Below are 17,534 nucleotides of genomic sequence, written 5' to 3' on the forward strand. Positions count from 1 at the left end.
CGGGTGTGGCGGGTGGGAGACTGGCGCGGTGAATCTCGTGCTCGCGATCGTCGCCGTGGTCGGGGTGTCGATGTCGGGCCCGCTGATGGCCGCCACGGCCGCCCCCGCGCTCGCGATCGCCTTCTGGCGCAACGCCATGGCCACCGGCCTGCTGGCTCCGATCGCGCTGACCCGGCACCGCACGGCGATCGCCGGCCAGGACCGCCACGGCTGGCTGCTCGCGCTCGTCGCCGGAGCGGCGCTGGCCGCGCACTTCGCGTGCTGGGTGGCCTCCCTCAAGCTGACCTCGGTGGCCGCGGCCACGGCGCTGGTCTCGATGCAGGTGCTCTTCGTCATCGGGATCGACGCCCTCCGGGGCCACCGGGCCGCCCCCGGCGTGGTGGTCGGCGCGCTGCTGGCCGTCGTGGGCGTGGCAGCGATCTCCGGAGTCGACCTGTCGCTGTCGGCCGAGGCGCTCTGGGGCGACGGGCTGGCCCTCGCCGGCGGCCTGTTCGCCGCGATTTACGTCATCGTCGGGGCCCGCGTGCGCGAGACGCTGTCGACCACGGCGTACACCTTCACGTGCTACGGCATCTGCTCGGCGATCCTGCTCGTCGCGTGCCTGGTCGCGGGCGTCCCGCTCGGTGGCTGGTCGGCGCAGGCCTGGCTGATGATCGTCGCCGTCATGGTCTGCGCCCAGCTGCTCGGGCACTCCGTCATCAACCACCTGCTGGCCGTGATGTCGCCCGTCGTCGTCTCGCTCATGCTGCTGCTGGAGGTGCCCGGAGCGGCACTGCTGGCCGCGGCGTTCCTGGGGGAGTCGCTGCCGTGGCTGACCTACGGCGGGATCGTGCTGATCCTCGCCGGGCTCGCCGTGGTCACCGCGTCGAGCGGCCGGGCACGCCGCGCCGAGACGCTCGTCGCGGACTGAATCCTCGCGTCCCCCGCCCGGTGCCCGGCCGTGCCTCGATGTAGGCTCGCCCCGATTCCCACCGAGATTCGAGGAGCACCGTCATGGGGCGTCTTGTCAGTACTGAGGGCCTGACCGAAGAGCAGGTCGAGATCCTCAAGGTCGTCCGCCAGTTCGTCGAGAAGGAGATCATCCCGGTCGCGACGGACCTGGAGCACAAGGACGAGTACCCGACCGAGATCGTCGAGGGCCTGAAGGAGCTGGGCATCTTCGGTCTGATGATCCCCGAGGAGTACGGCGGACTCGGCGAGTCACTGCTGACCTACGCGCTCGTGGTCGAGGAGATCGCCCGCGGCTGGATGAGCGTCTCCGGTGTGATCAACACGCACTTCATCGTGGCCTACATGCTGATCCAGCACGGCACCGAGGAGCAGAAGCAGAAGTACCTGCCGAAGATGGCCACCGGCGAGGTCCGTGGCGCCTTCTCGATGTCCGAGCCGTCGCTGGGCTCGGACGTGTCGGCTATCAGCACCAAGGCGACGAAGCTGGACGACGGCTCGTACGAGATCTCCGGCCAGAAGATGTGGCTGACCAACGGCGGCAGCTCGACGCTGGTTGCGGTCCTGGTCAAGACCGACGAGGGCGCCGACAGCGTCTACAAGAACATGACCACCTTCCTGGTCGAGAAGGAGCCGGGCTTCGGCGAGACGGCCCAGGGCGTCACCGTGCCCGGCAAGATCGAGAAGATGGGCTACAAGGGCATCGACACGACCGAGATGATCCTGGAGAAGCACAAGATCGGTGCGGACCAGATCCTCGGCGGCACGCCCGGCCAGGGCTTCTACCAGATGATGGACGGCGTCGAGGTCGGCCGCGTCAACGTCGGCGCCCGCGCCGTGGGCATCGCGAACCGCGCGTTCGAGCTCGGCATCGCCTACGCGCAGCAGCGCGAGACGTTCGGCAAGCCGATCGCCCAGCACCAGGCGATCCTGTTCCGCCTGGCCGAGATGGCCACCAAGGTCGAGGCCGCCCACACCATGGTCGTGCGCGCCGCGCGGCTGAAGGACTCGGGCAAGCGGATGGACGTCGAGGCCGGCATGGCCAAGATGCTCGCCAGCGAGTACTGCAACGAGGTCGTCGAGGCCTCGTTCCGGATCCACGGCGGCTACGGCTACTCCAAGGAGTACGAGATCGAGCGTCTCTACCGCGAGTCCGCCTTCATGCTCATCGGCGAAGGCACGTCCGACATCCAGAAGATGATCATCGGCCGCAACCTGCTCAAGGACTACAAGCTCTGACCCAGGTCACCGCTGCGACGACGGCCCGGCATCCACTCCGTGGACGCGGGGCCGTCGTCCGTCCGCGCGGCTACGCTGGCCGCATGGCCCAGATCTTCTCGTTGGAGTACCCGCAGTCCCTCGGCGTCTTCGATGACTACGACGCCGCCCAGAAGGCCGTCGACCACCTGTCCGATCACGACTTCCCGGTGGAGAACGTGCTGATCGTCGGCACCGACCTCAAGCAGCTCGAGCGGGTCACCGGCCGGCTCACGTGGGGGCGCGTGATCCTCAGCGGCGTGCTCGGCGGTGCCTGGTTCGGCCTGCTGATCGGCCTGCTCCTGGGCATCTTCGCCGCCGAGGGCGACTGGCTCGCCGCGGTGCTCACCGGCATCCTGCTGGGCGTGGTGTGGGGCGCGATCATCGCCGCGGTGGGCTACGCCGGCTCGCGCGGCCGTCGCGACTTCTCCAGCGTCAAGACGATCCTGCCGAGCAAGTACGAGCTGCTCGTCGAGCACAAGCACCTGGCGCGTGGCCAGGAGCTGCTGGCGGGGCTGCCGGGCTCCACCACGTTCTGAGCCCGGGCGCCTGCGTCGGATGTGACGCAATTTTGTTGGTGTGGCAGAAGAGAACGTAGAATCGGAGACTGTGCGGCCGCCCGCGTCGCCCCGCTTCTGGAGGTTCCCCGTGCGTTCCCGCCTTGCTGCCGCGTCCCTCGCGCTCGCCGTCGCAACCGGTCTGCTCACCGTCCCGCTGACCGCCGCTCCCGCCTCGGCCGCCCCGTCGCGGTGCGCGGCGTACGGCGACGTGGTCCGCGAGACGTCCCCAGGCGGGGTGCTGGCCGGCCGGACGCCGCTGCTCGTCGGCTCGTACAACGTCGCCGGCTACAACGCGTCCCGCGGCACGATGAAGCCGTGGGAGTCCCGCGCGGACCGCGTCGTCGCCAAGATCATGCACTGCGCCCCTGACGTGATCGGGCTGCAGGAGGCCTCGGAGGCGTGGATGCAGCGCCGCCCCGCGGGTGCGCGCAACCACGCGCAGTACGAGCACGTGGTCGACCTGATGAACGCGCGCACGCCGGGAGCGCCGTACCGGGTCACGAACACCCACCGGAAGCAGTGCCCCACCACGGGCCCGAACCCCGCGGTGTGGAACGGCACCTGGAAGGGCCAGCGTGCGCCGTGGCGCGCGTGCGCGACGTCGCCCACCAGGAGTTCCTCGGACAACCGCACGATCTACGACTCCCGCGTGCTGGCCGTGGTGCGCCAGGGCGTGCGCCGGCTGTCGAGCGCGACCTCGACCCCGCGCACCCTCGACTGGACCGTCTTCCGCGTCCTCGCGACGGGCCGCGAGTTCGTCTTCGCCAACACCCACCTCGACGCCCGCTACCGCGGCAAGGCGACCACGACAACGACGTCGAACACGTTCCGCCGCAAGCAGGCCGGCCAGGTGCTCTCGACCATGAAGCAGGTGCGCGCGCTGCGGGGCGGTGTCCTGCCCGCCGTGCTGGTCGGCGACCTCAACAGCGGGGGCCGCACGCGCAGCACCACGGCGGCCGACGACTTCACGCGAGCCGGCCTGGTCGACCTCCTGGGCACCGACCGCCGCAAGTACAGGTCGAAGTCGGCGCGGTGGCGCGGGTCGTGCAAGTCGGTGGGCGTCACCTCCTCGCTCGTGAACACGAGCAACTGGCGGGTCCCGCTGCACGTCAAGCGGCGGATCAACGTCGCGTACAACTCGTCCAACGCCGTCTCGGGCAAGGGGCCGGGCAGCGCGAAGAACACGTGCATGTACAAGGACAAGAAGCTGAAGCGGCCCCGCGGTGCCACCCCCGCCGCGTACTACCGGTACCAGGGCACGCGGATCGACTACGTCCTGGCGGCGGGTCTCCGCGGCCGCGGCTGGGAGACCGTGGTGGACGCGAACCTGCGCAAGGCGCGCTACCGCGTGACGCCGCCCTCGGACCACAACATGGTCGCGGCGACGCTGGCGTTCTGACGATCCGCCATGATGGTCCCGCACCATCGGCGACAGTGAGGACGACATGAGCAAGACGAACCCGGGCAACTTCTTCGAGGACTTCACGCTCGGACAGGTGATCGAGCACGCCACGCCCCGCACGATCACCGAGGGCGACCGGGCGGTCTACGGCTCGATCTACCCCACGCGCTTCGCGGTGCCCTCGTCCGCGGTGTTCGCCGCCTCGGTCGGCCTCACGGGATCGAACGGCGAGGGGCACCCGGTCGAGGACCTCATCGGCTTCCACGTCGCGTTCGGCAAGACCGTCCCTGACGTCTCGCTCAACGCGGTGGCCAACCTCGGGTACGCCGAGTGCCGCTTCCACGCGCCGATCGTCCCGGGCGACACGATCTCGACGTCGTCCGAGGTCATCGGGCTGAAGCAGAACTCGAACGGCAAGACGGGGGTGGTCTACGTCCGCTCCACCGCCGTGAACCAGCGCGACGAGGTCGTCCTGGACTGGGCGCGCTGGGTCATGGTGCACAAGCGGGACACCGAGGCGCCCGCGCCGGAGACTGTGGTTCCGGAGCTCGCTCCGTTCGTCGCCGCCGAGGACCTCGTGATCCCCGCCGGCCTGGACTTCACCGACTACGACTTCGCCGCCGCCGGCGAGCCGCACCGCTACGACGACTACGAGGTCGGCGAGAAGATCGACCACGTCGACGGGGTCACGCTCACCGAGTCCGAGCATCAGCAGGCCACGCGCCTCTGGCAGAACACCGCGAAGGTGCACTTCAACGTCGAGGCCCGCCCCGACGGCAACAACCTCGTGTACGGCGGCCACGTCATCTCGTTGGCCCGCGCGCTGGCGTTCAACGGTCTGGCCAACGCCCAGCTGATCGCCGCGATCAACGCCGGGGCGCACACGTCGCCCGCGTTCGCCGGCGACACGATCTACGCGTGGAGCGAGGTGCTCGACAAGGCCGAGACGTCCGCGCCGGGCGTCGGGGCGCTGCGGCTGCGGCTCGTGGCCACCAAGGGCCGCGACGAGTCGATGACACTCAAGGGATCGGACGGGAAGTACGCTCCCGGCGTGCTGCTCGACCTCGACCACTGGGTCCTCGTGCCACGCTGAGTCCATGAACGCCTACGAGTCCGACACCGAGCTCTGGCTCGTCCGCCACGGCGAGACCGAGTGGAGCCGGGCCTGGAAGCACACCTCGGTGACCGATCTCGAGCTCACCGACCTCGGCCGCGACCAGGCCAAGGCGCTGCGTCCACTGCTCTCCGGCGTGGCGTTCGACCGCATCTGGAGCAGCCCCCGACGCCGTGCCCTCGCCACCGCGGAGCTGGCCGGCTGCGAGCTCGGCGAGGTCGAGGTGGTCGAGGACGTCGTCGAGTGGGACTACGGGCAGTACGAGGGCGTCACCACCGAGGAGATCCGCCAGACGGTGCCGGACTGGACGGTGTGGTCCCACCCGTCGCCCGGCGGCGAGACGGCCGAGCAGGTCGGCGCCCGCCTCGACCGCGTGGTGGACCGCGCGCGATTGCTCGGCGGACGCACCCTGGTCTTCGCGCACGGGCACTCGCTGCGGGTCCTCGCGGCGCGCTGGCTGGGCCTGGACGTGGCCGACGGCCGTGTGTTCGCGCTGGACACCGCGACGTACTCGGTGCTCGGCGACGACCGCGGGCAGCCCGTGGTCCTGCAGTGGAACGTCCCGGACAGCACGCGCGCGCACAGGCTCTAGTCTTCGTAACGTGCGCATCGACCTCCACACCCACTCGACGCGATCCGACGGCACCGACACGCCGGGCGACCTCGTGCGCAAGGCGAAGGCCGAGGGACTCGACACGATCGCCCTCACCGACCACGACGCGACCGAGGGGTGGGCCGAGGCCCAGGAGGCGGCCGACGAGGTGGGCCTGCGGCTGATCCGCGGCATCGAGATCTCGACGCAGTACGAGGGCCTCAGCGTGCACCTGCTGGGCTACGAGTTCGACCCCGGGTACGGCCCGCTCGTCGAGGAGCTGGAGCGCGTCCTGGGTGGGCGGAACCAGCGCCTGCCGCGGATCCTGGAGAAGCTCGCCGCGCTGGGCATGCCGCTCACCGAGGCGGAGGTGTTCGCCGTCGCCGGCGACGCCGCGGCGTGGGGCCGCCCGCACGTGGCCGACGCGATGATCGCGAAGGGCTACATCAAGGACCGCGACGAGGCCTTCCGCGACTGGCTCGTGCCCGGCAAGCCCGGCTACGTCGGGCGCTACTCCGCGGGCCTGTTCGACGCGGTGCGGCTGGTCCGCGAGGCGGGTGGCCGGCCGGTGGTGGCCCACGCCTGGGCCCGTGACAGCCGCGGCAAGATGACCGCCGAGCTGCTGGCCGAGCTCACGGAGGCGGGACTGGCCGGCCTCGAGGTCGACCATCCCGACCACGACGAGCGGGCGCGTGCCGAGCTCCGGGCGATCGCCGACGACCTCGGTCTCGCGCGCACCGGGTCGAGCGACCACCACGGGACGGGCAAGGGGCCGGCGTTCCACCTCGGCGCCAACCTCACCGATCCCGAGCAGCTCGAGCGTCTCCTGGGCTGAGTCTCGGTTTCCGCCATGGCTTGCCACGATGGAAAGTCACGAGTTAGACTTTCCATGTTGGAAAGTCGCAGTGGCAAGTCGAGACGTGGAGGAACCATGACCGAACGGGACGAGGCGCGCGAAGCGCTCGAGCAGATCGCCGCCACGCGTCGGGAGACGGCGCGCCGGGCCGCGAGCCCGAAGGGCTACTACGCCGTCGCCGGCGTCGGGATGGGCCTGGTGATCCTCGGTCTCGGCCTCGACGGGCCGGTGCGCTGGGTCCTCTACGTCGTCGGCCTCGCCACCGCCCTCGGCGCGATGAGCTGGTACACGAAGCACACGGGCATCGTCACGTTCGCCACGCTGCGCGAGCCCGGCGCCTGGCGGGCATGGCTGATGATCGGGGTGTCGCTGGTCGCTCTCGCGGTCGCCTGGACCGGGCCGGTGGTGGCCGCGGTGGGCGCCGTGGTCACGGCACTGACCTGGGCCGTGCTGGGCCCGGCGTGGGACGCGGCATGGGTGCGCAGCATCGAGGAGCAGCCGTGAGTGTCGGCCTCTTCGATCCGCTGATCCACGCGCCGCACCGTCTGCAGATCTGCGCCATCCTCGACACGGTCGACAAGACGGAGTTCGCGCTCCTGCGCGAACGGCTGGACGTCAGCGAGTCGGTCCTCAGCAAGCAGGTCAAGGCGCTCGAGGACGCCGGGTACGTCAAGGTCACGAAGGCCACCCGCGCGGGCCGCGTGCGCTCCTGGGCCGCGTTCACGAAGTCCGGCCGCGCCGCCTACCGCGACCACGTCGCCGCCCTCCGCGCCATCGTCGGCTGACCGCCCGGCCCCGCCCGGCCCCGCCCGGCCCCGCCCGCCCACTCGCGACCCCGGTTTGCGCCACTCGTGGGGGAGGCGCGCCTCTGCTATCTTCGTTCTTGAGCAGGTGCTCAAGAACGAGAGGCGAGGCTATGAGACCGGTAGACGTGTTCGGAGCGGGAGTTGTCGCCTCCGCGGTGGCGGGTGCCGCATGCGCCCTGGGCTTCCTTCTCGTGGCCGAGGTTGATGGCGGGGTGACCGGCGAGCGCATCGGGCTTCCCTCGCTGCTCCTGATCTGGGTCGGGATGGCGCTCTGGTACGGACTCGGGGCCGGGATCGCGCTGGGGATCGTGCCGGCGGGCATCGCCGCGAGTGCTTGGCCGCAGCTCGTGCAGTCAGTGGGCGAGGACCGCGCCGTCCGTCGCCTGACGGTTCTGGTTACGGCGATCGTGCTCGTCGAGCTGGTCGTCGCGGCGATTGGCCTCTGGGGCGACCTGATCGCCGCTGTCCCGTGGGTGCTCGCAGCGACCGCGGTGTGCGCGGTGATCGCGTGGCTCCACCTGCGGGCCGCGCAGCGCATCGCCCAGCAGCACTCGCAACGCCTCATTGAGGGAGGACGCTCATGACGCGGCTCCAGTTCGCCGTGCGGGCGATCGTCGCCGCGCCGCTAGCAGGGGCGCTCTGCGCGCTCGGATTCTTCCTGGTCGCCTTCGCCATCGACGCCGGGAACGGTGGGGAGGACTCCGACCTCCACGGGCTCTTCTTCCTGATCGTCATCTGGCTGGTTGCTGCCGCCCCGATCGGGATGGCGGCCGGCGTGGGCCTGGGGGTGGTGCCGGCGACCGTCAGCATCCTCGCCTGGCCGGCGCTCGAGCGCCGGCTCGGAACATCGCACGCCATCGAGGCGAGCGTGGCTCTGGTCGCGGTGATCGGCTTCCTCGAGACACTCTTCGTGGCGCGGGCCTTCGATGCTCCGCTGCTCGAGGCGGTCGGATGGGCCCTCGGTGCCGCCGTCATGTGCGCACTGACCCTTCGCTCGCTGCTGCGTCGTGGGTTGCGGGCCGCCGAGCGCCGCGCCGCACGGGCCGTCGCGCCATACTGAACCCCGTGCCGCCGAAGTCCGCCGAGGAGTCCAAGCGCCGCCTGGTCGAGGCCGCGATCGAGGTGATGACCTCCGACGGCATCGCCGCCGTCTCCGCCCGCGCGGTGTCGCAGCGGGCCGGCGTCGCCCAGGGCCTGGTCTTCTACCACTACGGATCCGTCACCGACCTCGTCGCGCAGGCCTGCGTCACCGCGACGCGTGACCGGGTCGAGCTGCATCGCGCGCGGTTCGACGCGGCCTCCAGCTTCGGCGACCTCGTCCAGCTCGCCCGCGACGTGCAGGAGGCCGAGCGCGGCGCCGGGCACGTGTCGGTGCTGGGGCAGTCGCTCGTCCTGGCGCAGTCCGATCCCGGGATCGGCGCGGCCGCCCGCGACGCGCTCGCCCTGTGGCGCGCGCCGCTGCGCAGCGTCGCGGACCGGCTGCTCACGCCGGGCTCCCCGTTCGCGGGCGTGGTCGACGCCGAGGCGTTCACCGATCTGCTGATGGCGGCGTTCATCGGCTTCGAGCTCACCGACCCGGTGCGTACCGAGGCCGACTCCGATCGCTCGTTCGACGCGGTCACGGCGATGGCTGCCGCCCTCGACGGCCTCGGACCCGTGGCGCGCCGTGCCGTCGCCGCCACGCTGCGCCGCCGCCGCTGACTCACGCCGAGTGGCGCCAACCGGGGTCGCGAGTGGCGCAGAAACGCCCGCCACTCGCGGTCAGGGGGCGCGGAAGGCCGCTGGGCGCGGGCTCAGTGCGAGAGCAGGAAGTCGCGCCAGTCGTCGACGAACTCGTCGGGCGCCTCGACCGCGGGGGAGTGGGCCGCGGAGGGCAGGATCACGATCTGGGTGCCGAGCCGTTCGGCCATCTCGGCCTGGGCGTCGTGGGGCCAGGCGTCGTCGGCCTCCCCGCGGGCGACCCAGACCGGCACGCCGGTGGCCGCGACCTCGTCGACCCGGTCGGGGGCGTCGAGCAGGTGCTGCGTCATCGCCTTGAGCGAGGCCGGCGCATTGGCCGAGAAGCGCTTCCCGAGGAAGGCGGTGATCTGGGCGGGCCGCTTGATGCCCTGCTCGCGCAGCTGGTGGATGTCCAGCAGCGGCACCTTGCCGATGGCCGCCGCGATGCGCTTCAGGGGCCGCGTCGGGGAGTCGCCGAGGGCGCCCGGCCCCGAGCAGAGCAGGGTCAGGGTGCGTACCCGCTGGGGGTGGGCGATGGTCAGGTTCTGCGCCACGAGGCCACCGAACGAGTGCCCGAGCAGGTGGAAGCGCTCATCCTCCAGCAGCTCGTCGGCCACCGCGAGCGCATCGGCTGCGAGGGCCTCCAACGAGTAGTCGTCCAGCGGGTCGCCGGGGGACTCGTACTGTCCGCGCTGGTCGAACGTCACGACGTCGAACCCGAGTCCGGCGAGCAGCGGCAGGACGGGGGTGAAGTCCTCCTTGCTGCCGGTCCAGCCGGGCACGAGCAGGATCGATCCCCGGCGCTCGCCGGCGGCGCGCGCCCGGTGGACGGCGTGCTCGCTGCGGGCTGTCTCGGCGCGAAGGACTTCGACGCCCTCCGGGATCTCGAGGGTCTTGGGGACGCTCACCGGATCATCGACCCCGCTGGGCGATCTTCGCGACGACGGTGGCGGGGGCGTACCGCGCCACCGCCGTGAGCACCTTGTAGCGCAGCGAGGGGACGGAGATCGCCTTGCCGCGCTCGAGGTCGCGCAGGGAGTCCTTCACCACGTTGTCGGCCTTCAGCCACATCCACTTCGGCACGTCGCCGATCTCGGCACCCATCCGCTGGTGGAACTCGGTGCGCGTGAAGCCGGGGCACAGGGCCTGCACGGTGATGCCGACGTCGGCGTAGTGCCAGTTGGCCCACTGCGAGATGTTCACCAGCCACGCCTTGTGGGCGGAGTACGCACCACGCGGGGTGAATGCGGCGACGCTGGCGACGTTGATGATCCCGCCGCGGCCGCGGCCCGACATGGACTTGATGGCGGCGTCCATCAGGTGCATCGGCGCACGCACGAGCAGGTCGAGCTGGCGGTCCTCGTCGGCGATGGCGGTGGAGCCGAACCAGCCGGCGAGGGAGGCACCCGCGTTGTTGACCAGCAGGTCGATCGGGCGCCCCGACTCCGACAGGCGGTCCGCGACGCGGTCCATCCCCTGAAGGGTGGCCAGGTCGGCGGTGATGACCTCGACCTCGACCTGGTGCGCGTCGGTCAGCTCGGCGGCGACCTGCTCCAGTCGGACGGTGTCGCGGGCGACGAGGACGAGGTGGGTTCCACGCCGCGCCAGCTGCCGCGCGAACGCGTTTCCGATGCCGGCGGTGGCGCCGGTGATCAGGGCCGTTCGGGTCATGGATCCAGCATGCCAGTGAACCGATGTCCCGCCTGCGGTAGGCCCACCCCGGTCGATGGCACAATGTCGGCGTGACCACCACCTTGGCCCTCGCCAACCAGAAGGGCGGCGTCGCCAAGACCACCAGCGTCGCGTCGCTCGGCGCGGCCCTGCTGGAGGAGCGTCAGCGCGTGCTGCTGGTCGACCTCGACCCGCAGGGCAGCCTGACCTTCTCCCTGGGCATCGATCCCGAGGAGCTCGAGGTCACCGTCGCCGAGGTCCTGCTCGGCAAGATCCCGGCCCGCGACGCGCTCGTCACCACCGAGGAGGGCCTCGACCTGCTGCCGGCCAACGTCGCGCTCGCCGAGGCCGAGGAGAACCTCGTCACGCGCACCGGCCGCGAGCAGCGGCTGAGGGTGGCGCTCGGGAAGATCGCCGACGACTACGACTGGATCATCCTCGACTGCCCGCCGGCCCTGGGCGTGCTGACGATCGGTGCACTCTCGGCCGCCGACCAGGTGCTGATCCCGCTCCAGGCCGAGACGCTCTCGCACCGCGGCGTCGGTCAGCTGCTCGACACCATCCATGACGTCCGCCAGTTCATCAATCCCGACCTCGTCATCCGCGGCGTGCTCGCGACGATGTACGACGGTCGCACGGCGCACGCGCGCAACGTGCTGGCGGCCATCACCGAGACGTACGACCTCGAGGTGCTCGAGCCCCCGATCCCCAAGACCATCCGCTTCGCCGAGGCGCCCGCGATCGGGCGCTCGATCCTCAGCACCGCGCGGACCCACAAGGGCGCCGACGCCTACCGGGCCGTGGCGCGGCTGCTGGTCAAGGGCCGATGAGCCCAGCGACGCCCGATGAGGGTGGTTCCGCCACGCGCACCCCACGCGAAGTCGGCCATCGGCGCAAGGTGGCGCCTACCGTGGAGGACATGGCTTCCCCGCCCCGTGTCCACCTCGGTCGCATTGCGATGCTCGTCGGTGCCGTCGCGCTGACGGCAACGGTGTCGGCCGTCTCCCTCGTCCAGGCCGATCCAGCCGAGTCCGCAGGCCCGTCGCGCTCCGGCGCCGCCGTCGCCGAGACGGTGACACCGGCCCTGACGGCCGCCACCGCGCGTGCCGACGCGGCCGCCGCGAAGCAGGCCACCGCGAAGCAGGCCGCGCCCCGGGCAGCGGCCACGGTGAAGGGCCAGAGTGCCGCGAAGGACCAGCCGGCGCCGAAGGAAGTGCCCGCCACCACGAAGGCGGCCGCGGGACCCCCGCCGCCCGAGGGCTCGGGGGAGGGCCGGCGCATCGTCTTCGACCAGTCCGACCAGCGCGTGTGGCTCATCGAGGCCGACGAGAAGGTCGACCGCACCTACCTGGTGTCCGGCAGCCGCTTCGACAACCTCCAGCCCGGCTCCTACTCCGTCACGTCCCGGCAGCGCCACGCCACGAGCTTCGACTACACCGGCTCGATGGAGTACTTCGTGCGCTTCGCCACGGGCTGGAGCGCGCCGATCGGCTTCCACTCCATCCCGGTCTACAACAACGGCAAGCCCGAGCAGACGGAGGAGCAGCTGGGCGAGCCGCTGTCCGCCGGCTGCGTGCGCCAGAAGAAGTCCGACGCGAAGTACCTCTGGGACTGGGCGCCCGACGGCACCCCGGTCATCGTCACGGCCTGAGACGACGAATCCCCCGCCACCGGCAAGCCGGTCGGCGGGGGATCTCGTCAGGACCTGGTGCGTCAGGAGGCGGAGGCGGGCGCGGGACCCGACGCCTGACCACCCGAGGGACGGCGACGGCGACGGCGACGACGCGCCTGGCCCTCGCCCGCGGGCTGCTCCTCGCCGGACGCCGCGGGAGCGGTCTCGGCCGGACGGGCCTCGCCCTCGACGGGCTTGCCGCCTCGGGTGCGCTGACGGCTGCGGTCGCCGCCGTCGCGCGACTGACCATCGCGACGCTGACCATCGCGACGCTGACCGTCACGGCGGCCGTCGCGGCCACCCTCGGAGCGGGGCTCCTTGGGCGCCGGGGGCTTCAGCCGGCCCTTGACGTTGCGATCGATGCCGAGGTCCTGGAACAGGTGGTCCGACGTGGAGTACGTCTCCAGCGGCTCGTCGTAGGGCAGGTCGAGCGCCTTGTTGATGAGCTTCCAGCGCTGCAGGTCGGCCCAGTCCACGAACGTGACCGCGATGCCCGACGCGCCGGCGCGACCGGTGCGGCCGATGCGGTGCACGTAGGTCTTGTCGTCCTCGGGGCACGTGTAGTTGATGACGTGGCTGATGTTGGCCACGTCGATGCCGCGGGCGGCGACGTCGGTGGCCACCAGGATGCTGACCTTGCCCTCGCGGAAGCCGTCGAGCGCCTTCTCGCGTGCCTTCTGGGCCATGTCGCCGTGCAGCGGCGAGGCCGGGAAGCCGCGGTCGGCCAGGTCGTCGGCGACGCGCTGCGCCTGTCGCTTGGTGCGGGTGAACACCACGACGCGCTCGACGTCGTCGGCCTGCAGGATGCGGGCGACGACCTCGGGCTTGTCCATGTCGTGCGCCTGCCAGACGAACTGGCTCGTGGCGGGCACCATCTGGCCGGACTCGGCCGACTCGGCACGGATGTTCATCGGGTGGTGCATGTGCTTGCGCGCGAGCGTGACGATCGACGACGGCATCGTCGCGCTGAACAGCATCGTCTGGCGCGTCTCGGGGGTGCGGGCGAGGATCGACTCGACGTCGGGCAGGAAGCCCAGGTCGAGCATCTCGTCGGCCTCGTCGAGGACGAGCGACTTGACGTGGCTGATGTCCAGGGCCCGGCGGTTCACCAGGTCCAGGATGCGGCCGGGGGTGCCGACGACGATGTCGACGCCGGTCTCGAGGGCCTCGAGCTGCGGCTCGTACGGCACGCCGCCGTATATCGTCAGCATGCGGGTGCCGCGGTTCTTCGACGCCGTCTTGACGTCGTTCGCGACCTGGATCGCCAGCTCACGCGTGGGAGCGACGATGAGCGCCTGCGGCTTGCCGGGCGCGGCCAGCTGGTCGTAGTCGGGGTCGTGCGGGGCCACGGTGCGCTGGATGACGGGGATGGAGAACGCCAGCGTCTTGCCGGTGCCCGTGCGGGCCTGGCCGATGAGGTCGGTGCCCATCAGGGCGACCGAGAGGGTCATCTCCTGGATGGGGAAGGCCTCGATGATGCCCTTGTCGGCGAGGGCGTCGGCGATCTCGGGCATGACGCCCAGTTCGGTGAAGGTAGTCAGGGGTCTGCTCTGTTTTCTGTGTGCGATCTACTGTCAGCGGATCTCGAATGGCTTGGATCCTGATGGGACAGGATCGGCGAATACCCCTTCAGTCTAACGTTCCGCGCCGCGATGCGGGCCGGCGCCGCGCTACAGTCCCGATCATGACCTCCGATCAGGCGCCCGGCGGACCCTTCGACGATCCCGACTACCGGGCCGGCGTGGTCGAGCTGCTGGCGCTGCTCAGCTACGGCGAGCTCAGCGCGGTGGAGCAGCTGAACCAGGACTCCCAGGACGCACCCGACCTGCGCACGAAGGTCGCGATCCAGACGATGGCCGCCTCGGAGTGGAGTCACTTCGTGCAGCTGCGCGACCGGCTCGTCGAGCTCGGTGAGGACCCGTACGCGGCGATGGAGTCGTTCCGGACGACGTTCGCCCGCTTCCACGGCAAGACCGAGCCGTCCGACTGGCTCGAGGGGCTGCTGAAGGCGTTCGTCGGCGACGGGCTCGCGGCCGACTTCTACCGCGAGATCGCGGCGTTCCTGGACGCCGACACGCGTCAGCTGGTGCTGGAGACGATGAGTCAGACCGGCAACAGCGAGTTCGTGGTCGACCAGGTGCGCGAGGCGATCGCCGCCGACCCGCGGGTGGCGGGCCGACTCGCCCTGTGGGGACGTCGCCTGATGGGCGAGGCGCTGAGCCAGGCGCAGATGGTGGTGGCCGAGCGCGACGTGCTGACCGCGGTGGTGGTCGGCGCCGCCGACCGACCGGGGGGATTCGACCTGGCCTCGATCGGCCGCATGTTCACCCGGATCACCGAGGCCCACGCCCAGCGCATGGCCCGCCTGGGGCTCGACGCCTGAGCGGGGCCCGCTCCGTCAGGAGCTGGTGAGACCGAAGCCGACCTTGCGACCGGTGTCGGCGTTGAAGTACAGGTAGGCGACCTTGTCGGCCGGGACCGCCACGGTGTGACCCTTGCTGTCGGTGAGCGTGAACAGCGAGTCGTCCTTGAGCGCGCCGTTCAGCGTGGCCAACACGGTGTCGGGCTCGACATCGGTGTCGACGGACAGTTCACGGGCGGCGTTCTGGACGCCGATCTTGACCTCCACGGTCACTCATCTCCTTGGTTGGTGGGCTTGGGGAACCCGCCGATCCCGCGCCAGGCGAGAGTCGAGGCGAGCGTGACGGCGTCGTCGCGCGAGAGGCCCGACGCGCCGGAGAGCCAGGCGCGAGCGCCGACGTGACCCATCCCGACGAGGCCGGCCGCGAGCAGCTCGGCGGCTCCGCGCGACAGGCCGGTGTCCTCGACGATCACCTCGGCGATCGCGGCGGCGGACTCGGACGTGACCCGGTCGACCAGCTCGCGCACCTCGGGGTCGCTGGTCAGGTCGGACTCGAAGACGAGGCGGAAGGCCTTCTCGCGGTCGGCAACGCTGTCGTACCAGAGCTGCATGCTGGCCTGGACGCGCTCGCGGTTGTCCTGCGTGGACGCCAGCGACTCGCGCACGCCCTCGATCACCGTGTCGACCGCCGTGGAGACCAGGGCGGTGTAGAGGTCGAGCTTGCCGGGGAAGTGCTGGTAGAGCACCGGCTTGGACACGCCCGCGCGCTCGGCGATCTCGTCCATCGAGGCCGAGTGGTAGCCCTGCTCCACGAAGACGTCGAGGGCGACGTCCAGCAGCTGGGCGCGCCGTGCGGTGCGGGGCAGCCGCCCTGCGCGGGGGCGAGCCTCTGGGGTCTGGGTCACGTCCCCAACCCTAGCGGTCGGTTACCCGCGGGTCGTTTCCGACGCGGTGTCCACGGACCGGACCTCGCGCCACATGCTGGGACGGGCGAGGAACAATGGACGTCGGCGCCGGGTTGAGCCCGGTGAGCCCAGCAACCGAAGGAGAAGCCCGTGGTCGCGCCCCTGGTCGAACCCGCCGACGAACTGACCATCGACGAAGTGCGTCGGTACAGCCGCCACCTGATCATCCCCGACGTGGGCATGACGGGACAGAAGCGGCTGAAGAACGCGAAGGTGCTGGTCATCGGCGCCGGCGGACTCGGCAGCCCCGCCCTGCTCTACCTCGCGGCGGCCGGCGTCGGCACGCTCGGCATCATCGACGACGACGTAGTCGACGAGTCGAACCTGCAGCGTCAGGTGATCCACGGCCAGTCCGACATCGACAAGCCCAAGGTGCAGAGCGCCGCGGAGTCGGTGGCCGAGACGAACCCGTACGTCAACGTCATCACGCACAACGTGCGCCTGGACAACGACAACGTGCTGGACATCTTCAGCCAGTACGACCTGATCCTCGACGGCACCGACAACTTCGCCACGCGCTACCTGGTGAACGACGCGGCCGTCATCCTGAACAAGCCGTACGTGTGGGGCTCGATCTACCGCTTCGAGGGCCAGGTCTCGGTCTTCTGGGCGCAGGAGGGACCGCAGTACCGCGACCTCTACCCCGAGCCCCCGCCGCCGGGCATGGTCCCGTCGTGCGCCGAGGGCGGCGTGCTGGGCGTCCTGTGCGCCTCGATCGGGTCGATCATGGTCACCGAGGCGATCAAGCTGCTCACCGGCATCGGTGACCCGCTCATCGGCCGCCTCATGGTCTACGACGCGCTCGAGATGCGGTACACGACGCTGAAGGTCCGCCGTGACCCCAACGGCGTGCTGCCCACCGAGCTGATGGGCGACTACGAGGCGTTCTGCGGTGCGATCAGCGACGAGGCCGCCGACGCGGCCGCCGACTCCACGATCTCGGTCGCGACGCTCGACGGCTGGCTCAAGGAGCGCAATGACGGGGGTCGCGATTTCGTCCTGGTCGACGTGCGTGAGCCGAACGAGTACGAGATCAACCAGATCCCCGGCTCGGTGCTGATCCCCAAGGGCGAGATCCTCGCCGGCAAGGCGTTCGACCGGCTGCCGCAGGACAAGCAGGTCGTCCTGCACTGCAAGTCGGGCGTCCGCTCGGCCGAGGCGCTCGCGGTGCTCAAGGGCGCCGGCTACTCCGACGCCGTGCACGTCGGCGGCGGCGTCGTGGCCTGGGTCAACCAGATCGACCCGAGCCAGCCCAACTACTGAGGCTCGTCCGGCCCCGGTCCTGCTGACAGGATCGGGGCCATGGACGAGGACTTCACCGAGGCCGTGCTCGAGGTCGTCGAGCAGATCCCGCCGGGATGCGTCGCGACGTACGGCCTCATCGCGGAGCGGCTGGGCCGCGGCGGCGCGCGCCAGGTCGGGCGGGTCATGTCGCTCGAGGGTCACGGCGTGCCGTGGTGGCGCGTCGTCCGCGCCGACGGCTCCCTGCCGGCGCACCTGGTCGTCGACGCCCAGCAGCACTGGCGCGACGAAGGCACCCCGGTCCGCAGCGGCCGCGTGGTCGTGAAGGATGCGCTGGCTCCCGACTTCTGAGGACTGTCGGGGCCGTC

Annotated in this window: 22 protein-coding genes; 17 read left to right on the top strand and 5 right to left on the bottom strand. The window is 70.9% G+C overall.

The features are described 5' to 3' along the window. The first annotated feature begins 28 nt into the window (after positions 1-28). The 12 genes from B2363_RS09840 to B2363_RS09895 all read left to right on the top strand — a co-directional run bounded on the left by B2363_RS09840 (position 29) and on the right by B2363_RS09895 (position 9,236). A complete protein-coding gene (locus B2363_RS09840) occupies positions 29-910 on the top strand; it encodes a DMT family transporter (RefSeq protein ID WP_286929845.1) in 882 nt (293 codons plus the stop codon). Between the two features lie 83 nt (positions 911-993). Next, entirely contained in the window at positions 994-2,187 is a 1,194-nt protein-coding gene (locus B2363_RS09845; RefSeq protein WP_181756375.1) for an acyl-CoA dehydrogenase family protein, read from the top strand. Between the two features lie 83 nt (positions 2,188-2,270). Next, positions 2,271-2,744: a general stress protein gene (locus B2363_RS09850; RefSeq protein WP_286929848.1), complete on the top strand. Its 474-nt coding sequence runs from the start codon at positions 2,271-2,273 to the stop codon at positions 2,742-2,744. A 109-nt stretch (positions 2,745-2,853) separates the two neighbouring features. Continuing rightward, on the top strand, positions 2,854-4,164 hold the full coding sequence (locus tag B2363_RS09855) for an endonuclease/exonuclease/phosphatase family protein (RefSeq protein ID WP_286929850.1): 1,311 nt from the start codon (positions 2,854-2,856) through the stop codon (positions 4,162-4,164). Positions 4,165-4,210: 46 nt separating this feature from the next. Next, on the top strand, positions 4,211-5,260 hold the full coding sequence (locus tag B2363_RS09860; protein WP_286929851.1) for a MaoC family dehydratase: 1,050 nt from the start codon (positions 4,211-4,213) through the stop codon (positions 5,258-5,260). A 4-nt stretch (positions 5,261-5,264) separates the two neighbouring features. Continuing rightward, the gene (locus B2363_RS09865) at positions 5,265-5,873 is read left to right on the top strand and encodes a histidine phosphatase family protein (RefSeq protein WP_286929853.1); all 609 of its coding nucleotides are present in this window, start codon (positions 5,265-5,267) and stop codon (positions 5,871-5,873) included. Positions 5,874-5,883: 10 nt separating this feature from the next. After that, a complete protein-coding gene (locus B2363_RS09870) occupies positions 5,884-6,708 on the top strand; it encodes a PHP domain-containing protein (protein ID WP_286929855.1) in 825 nt (274 codons plus the stop codon). Between the two features lie 96 nt (positions 6,709-6,804). Next, positions 6,805-7,233 (top strand): hypothetical protein, encoded by a 429-nt coding sequence (locus B2363_RS09875; protein ID WP_286929857.1) that lies wholly within the window; start codon positions 6,805-6,807, stop codon positions 7,231-7,233. Further along, entirely contained in the window at positions 7,230-7,514 is a 285-nt protein-coding gene (locus B2363_RS09880) for a transcriptional regulator (protein ID WP_286929859.1), read from the top strand. The genes B2363_RS09875 and B2363_RS09880 overlap by 4 nt, the downstream gene beginning before the upstream one ends. Positions 7,515-7,645: 131 nt before the next feature. Beyond that, positions 7,646-8,119, top strand: coding sequence for a hypothetical protein (locus B2363_RS09885; RefSeq protein ID WP_286929861.1), 474 nt, complete (start codon positions 7,646-7,648; stop codon positions 8,117-8,119). Continuing rightward, a complete protein-coding gene (locus B2363_RS09890) occupies positions 8,116-8,595 on the top strand; it encodes a hypothetical protein (RefSeq protein ID WP_286929863.1) in 480 nt (159 codons plus the stop codon). Before B2363_RS09885 ends, B2363_RS09890 begins: the two co-directional genes overlap by 4 nt. Before the next feature lie 5 nt (positions 8,596-8,600). Beyond that, a complete protein-coding gene (locus B2363_RS09895; RefSeq protein ID WP_181756385.1) occupies positions 8,601-9,236 on the top strand; it encodes a TetR/AcrR family transcriptional regulator in 636 nt (211 codons plus the stop codon). A gap of 92 nt (positions 9,237-9,328) precedes the next feature. Here the strand turns inward: B2363_RS09895 and B2363_RS09900 are convergent, their stop codons facing one another. Both B2363_RS09900 and B2363_RS09905 read right to left on the bottom strand, forming a co-directional pair. Beyond that, positions 9,329-10,162 (bottom strand): alpha/beta fold hydrolase, encoded by an 834-nt coding sequence (locus B2363_RS09900; protein WP_286929866.1) that lies wholly within the window; start codon positions 10,160-10,162, stop codon positions 9,329-9,331. Positions 10,163-10,166: 4 nt separating this feature from the next. Further along, on the bottom strand, positions 10,167-10,925 hold the full coding sequence (locus tag B2363_RS09905; RefSeq protein ID WP_286929869.1) for an SDR family NAD(P)-dependent oxidoreductase: 759 nt from the start codon (positions 10,923-10,925) through the stop codon (positions 10,167-10,169). A gap of 71 nt (positions 10,926-10,996) precedes the next feature. On the opposite strand from B2363_RS09905, the gene B2363_RS09910 reads away from it, so the two are divergent. Both B2363_RS09910 and B2363_RS09915 read left to right on the top strand, forming a co-directional pair. Then, entirely contained in the window at positions 10,997-11,755 is a 759-nt protein-coding gene (locus tag B2363_RS09910; RefSeq protein ID WP_286929870.1) for a ParA family protein, read from the top strand. Between the two features lie 89 nt (positions 11,756-11,844). Beyond that, positions 11,845-12,576, top strand: coding sequence for a L,D-transpeptidase (locus B2363_RS09915; protein WP_286929872.1), 732 nt, complete (start codon positions 11,845-11,847; stop codon positions 12,574-12,576). Between the two features lie 62 nt (positions 12,577-12,638). On the opposite strand, the gene B2363_RS09920 is transcribed toward B2363_RS09915, so the two are convergent. Next, the gene (locus tag B2363_RS09920) at positions 12,639-14,111 is read right to left on the bottom strand and encodes a DEAD/DEAH box helicase (protein WP_181756390.1); all 1,473 of its coding nucleotides are present in this window, start codon (positions 14,109-14,111) and stop codon (positions 12,639-12,641) included. Positions 14,112-14,281: 170 nt separating this feature from the next. Here B2363_RS09920 and B2363_RS09925 point away from each other — a divergent pair, with 170 nt between their 5' ends. After that, the gene (locus B2363_RS09925; protein ID WP_286929874.1) at positions 14,282-14,980 is read left to right on the top strand and encodes a ferritin-like fold-containing protein; all 699 of its coding nucleotides are present in this window, start codon (positions 14,282-14,284) and stop codon (positions 14,978-14,980) included. Between the two features lie 15 nt (positions 14,981-14,995). Here B2363_RS09925 and B2363_RS09930 read toward each other — a convergent pair whose 3' ends face one another. Both B2363_RS09930 and B2363_RS09935 read right to left on the bottom strand, forming a co-directional pair. Continuing rightward, the gene (locus B2363_RS09930; RefSeq protein WP_286929875.1) at positions 14,996-15,232 is read right to left on the bottom strand and encodes a DUF3107 domain-containing protein; all 237 of its coding nucleotides are present in this window, start codon (positions 15,230-15,232) and stop codon (positions 14,996-14,998) included. Beyond that, positions 15,229-15,864 (bottom strand): TetR/AcrR family transcriptional regulator, encoded by a 636-nt coding sequence (locus B2363_RS09935; protein WP_181756392.1) that lies wholly within the window; start codon positions 15,862-15,864, stop codon positions 15,229-15,231. The genes B2363_RS09930 and B2363_RS09935 overlap by 4 nt, the downstream gene beginning before the upstream one ends. A 150-nt stretch (positions 15,865-16,014) precedes the next feature. On the opposite strand from B2363_RS09935, the gene moeZ reads away from it, so the two are divergent. Beyond that, the gene (gene moeZ / locus B2363_RS09940; RefSeq protein WP_181756393.1) at positions 16,015-17,187 is read left to right on the top strand and encodes an adenylyltransferase/sulfurtransferase MoeZ; all 1,173 of its coding nucleotides are present in this window, start codon (positions 16,015-16,017) and stop codon (positions 17,185-17,187) included. A gap of 39 nt (positions 17,188-17,226) precedes the next feature. Continuing rightward, a complete protein-coding gene (locus tag B2363_RS09945; protein ID WP_181756394.1) occupies positions 17,227-17,517 on the top strand; it encodes an MGMT family protein in 291 nt (96 codons plus the stop codon). Positions 17,518-17,534: the final 17 nt, after the last annotated feature.

Source organism: Aeromicrobium sp. UBA7512, assembly GCF_002476985.1.
GTDB lineage: Bacteria > Actinomycetota > Actinomycetes > Propionibacteriales > Nocardioidaceae > Aeromicrobium > Aeromicrobium phoceense.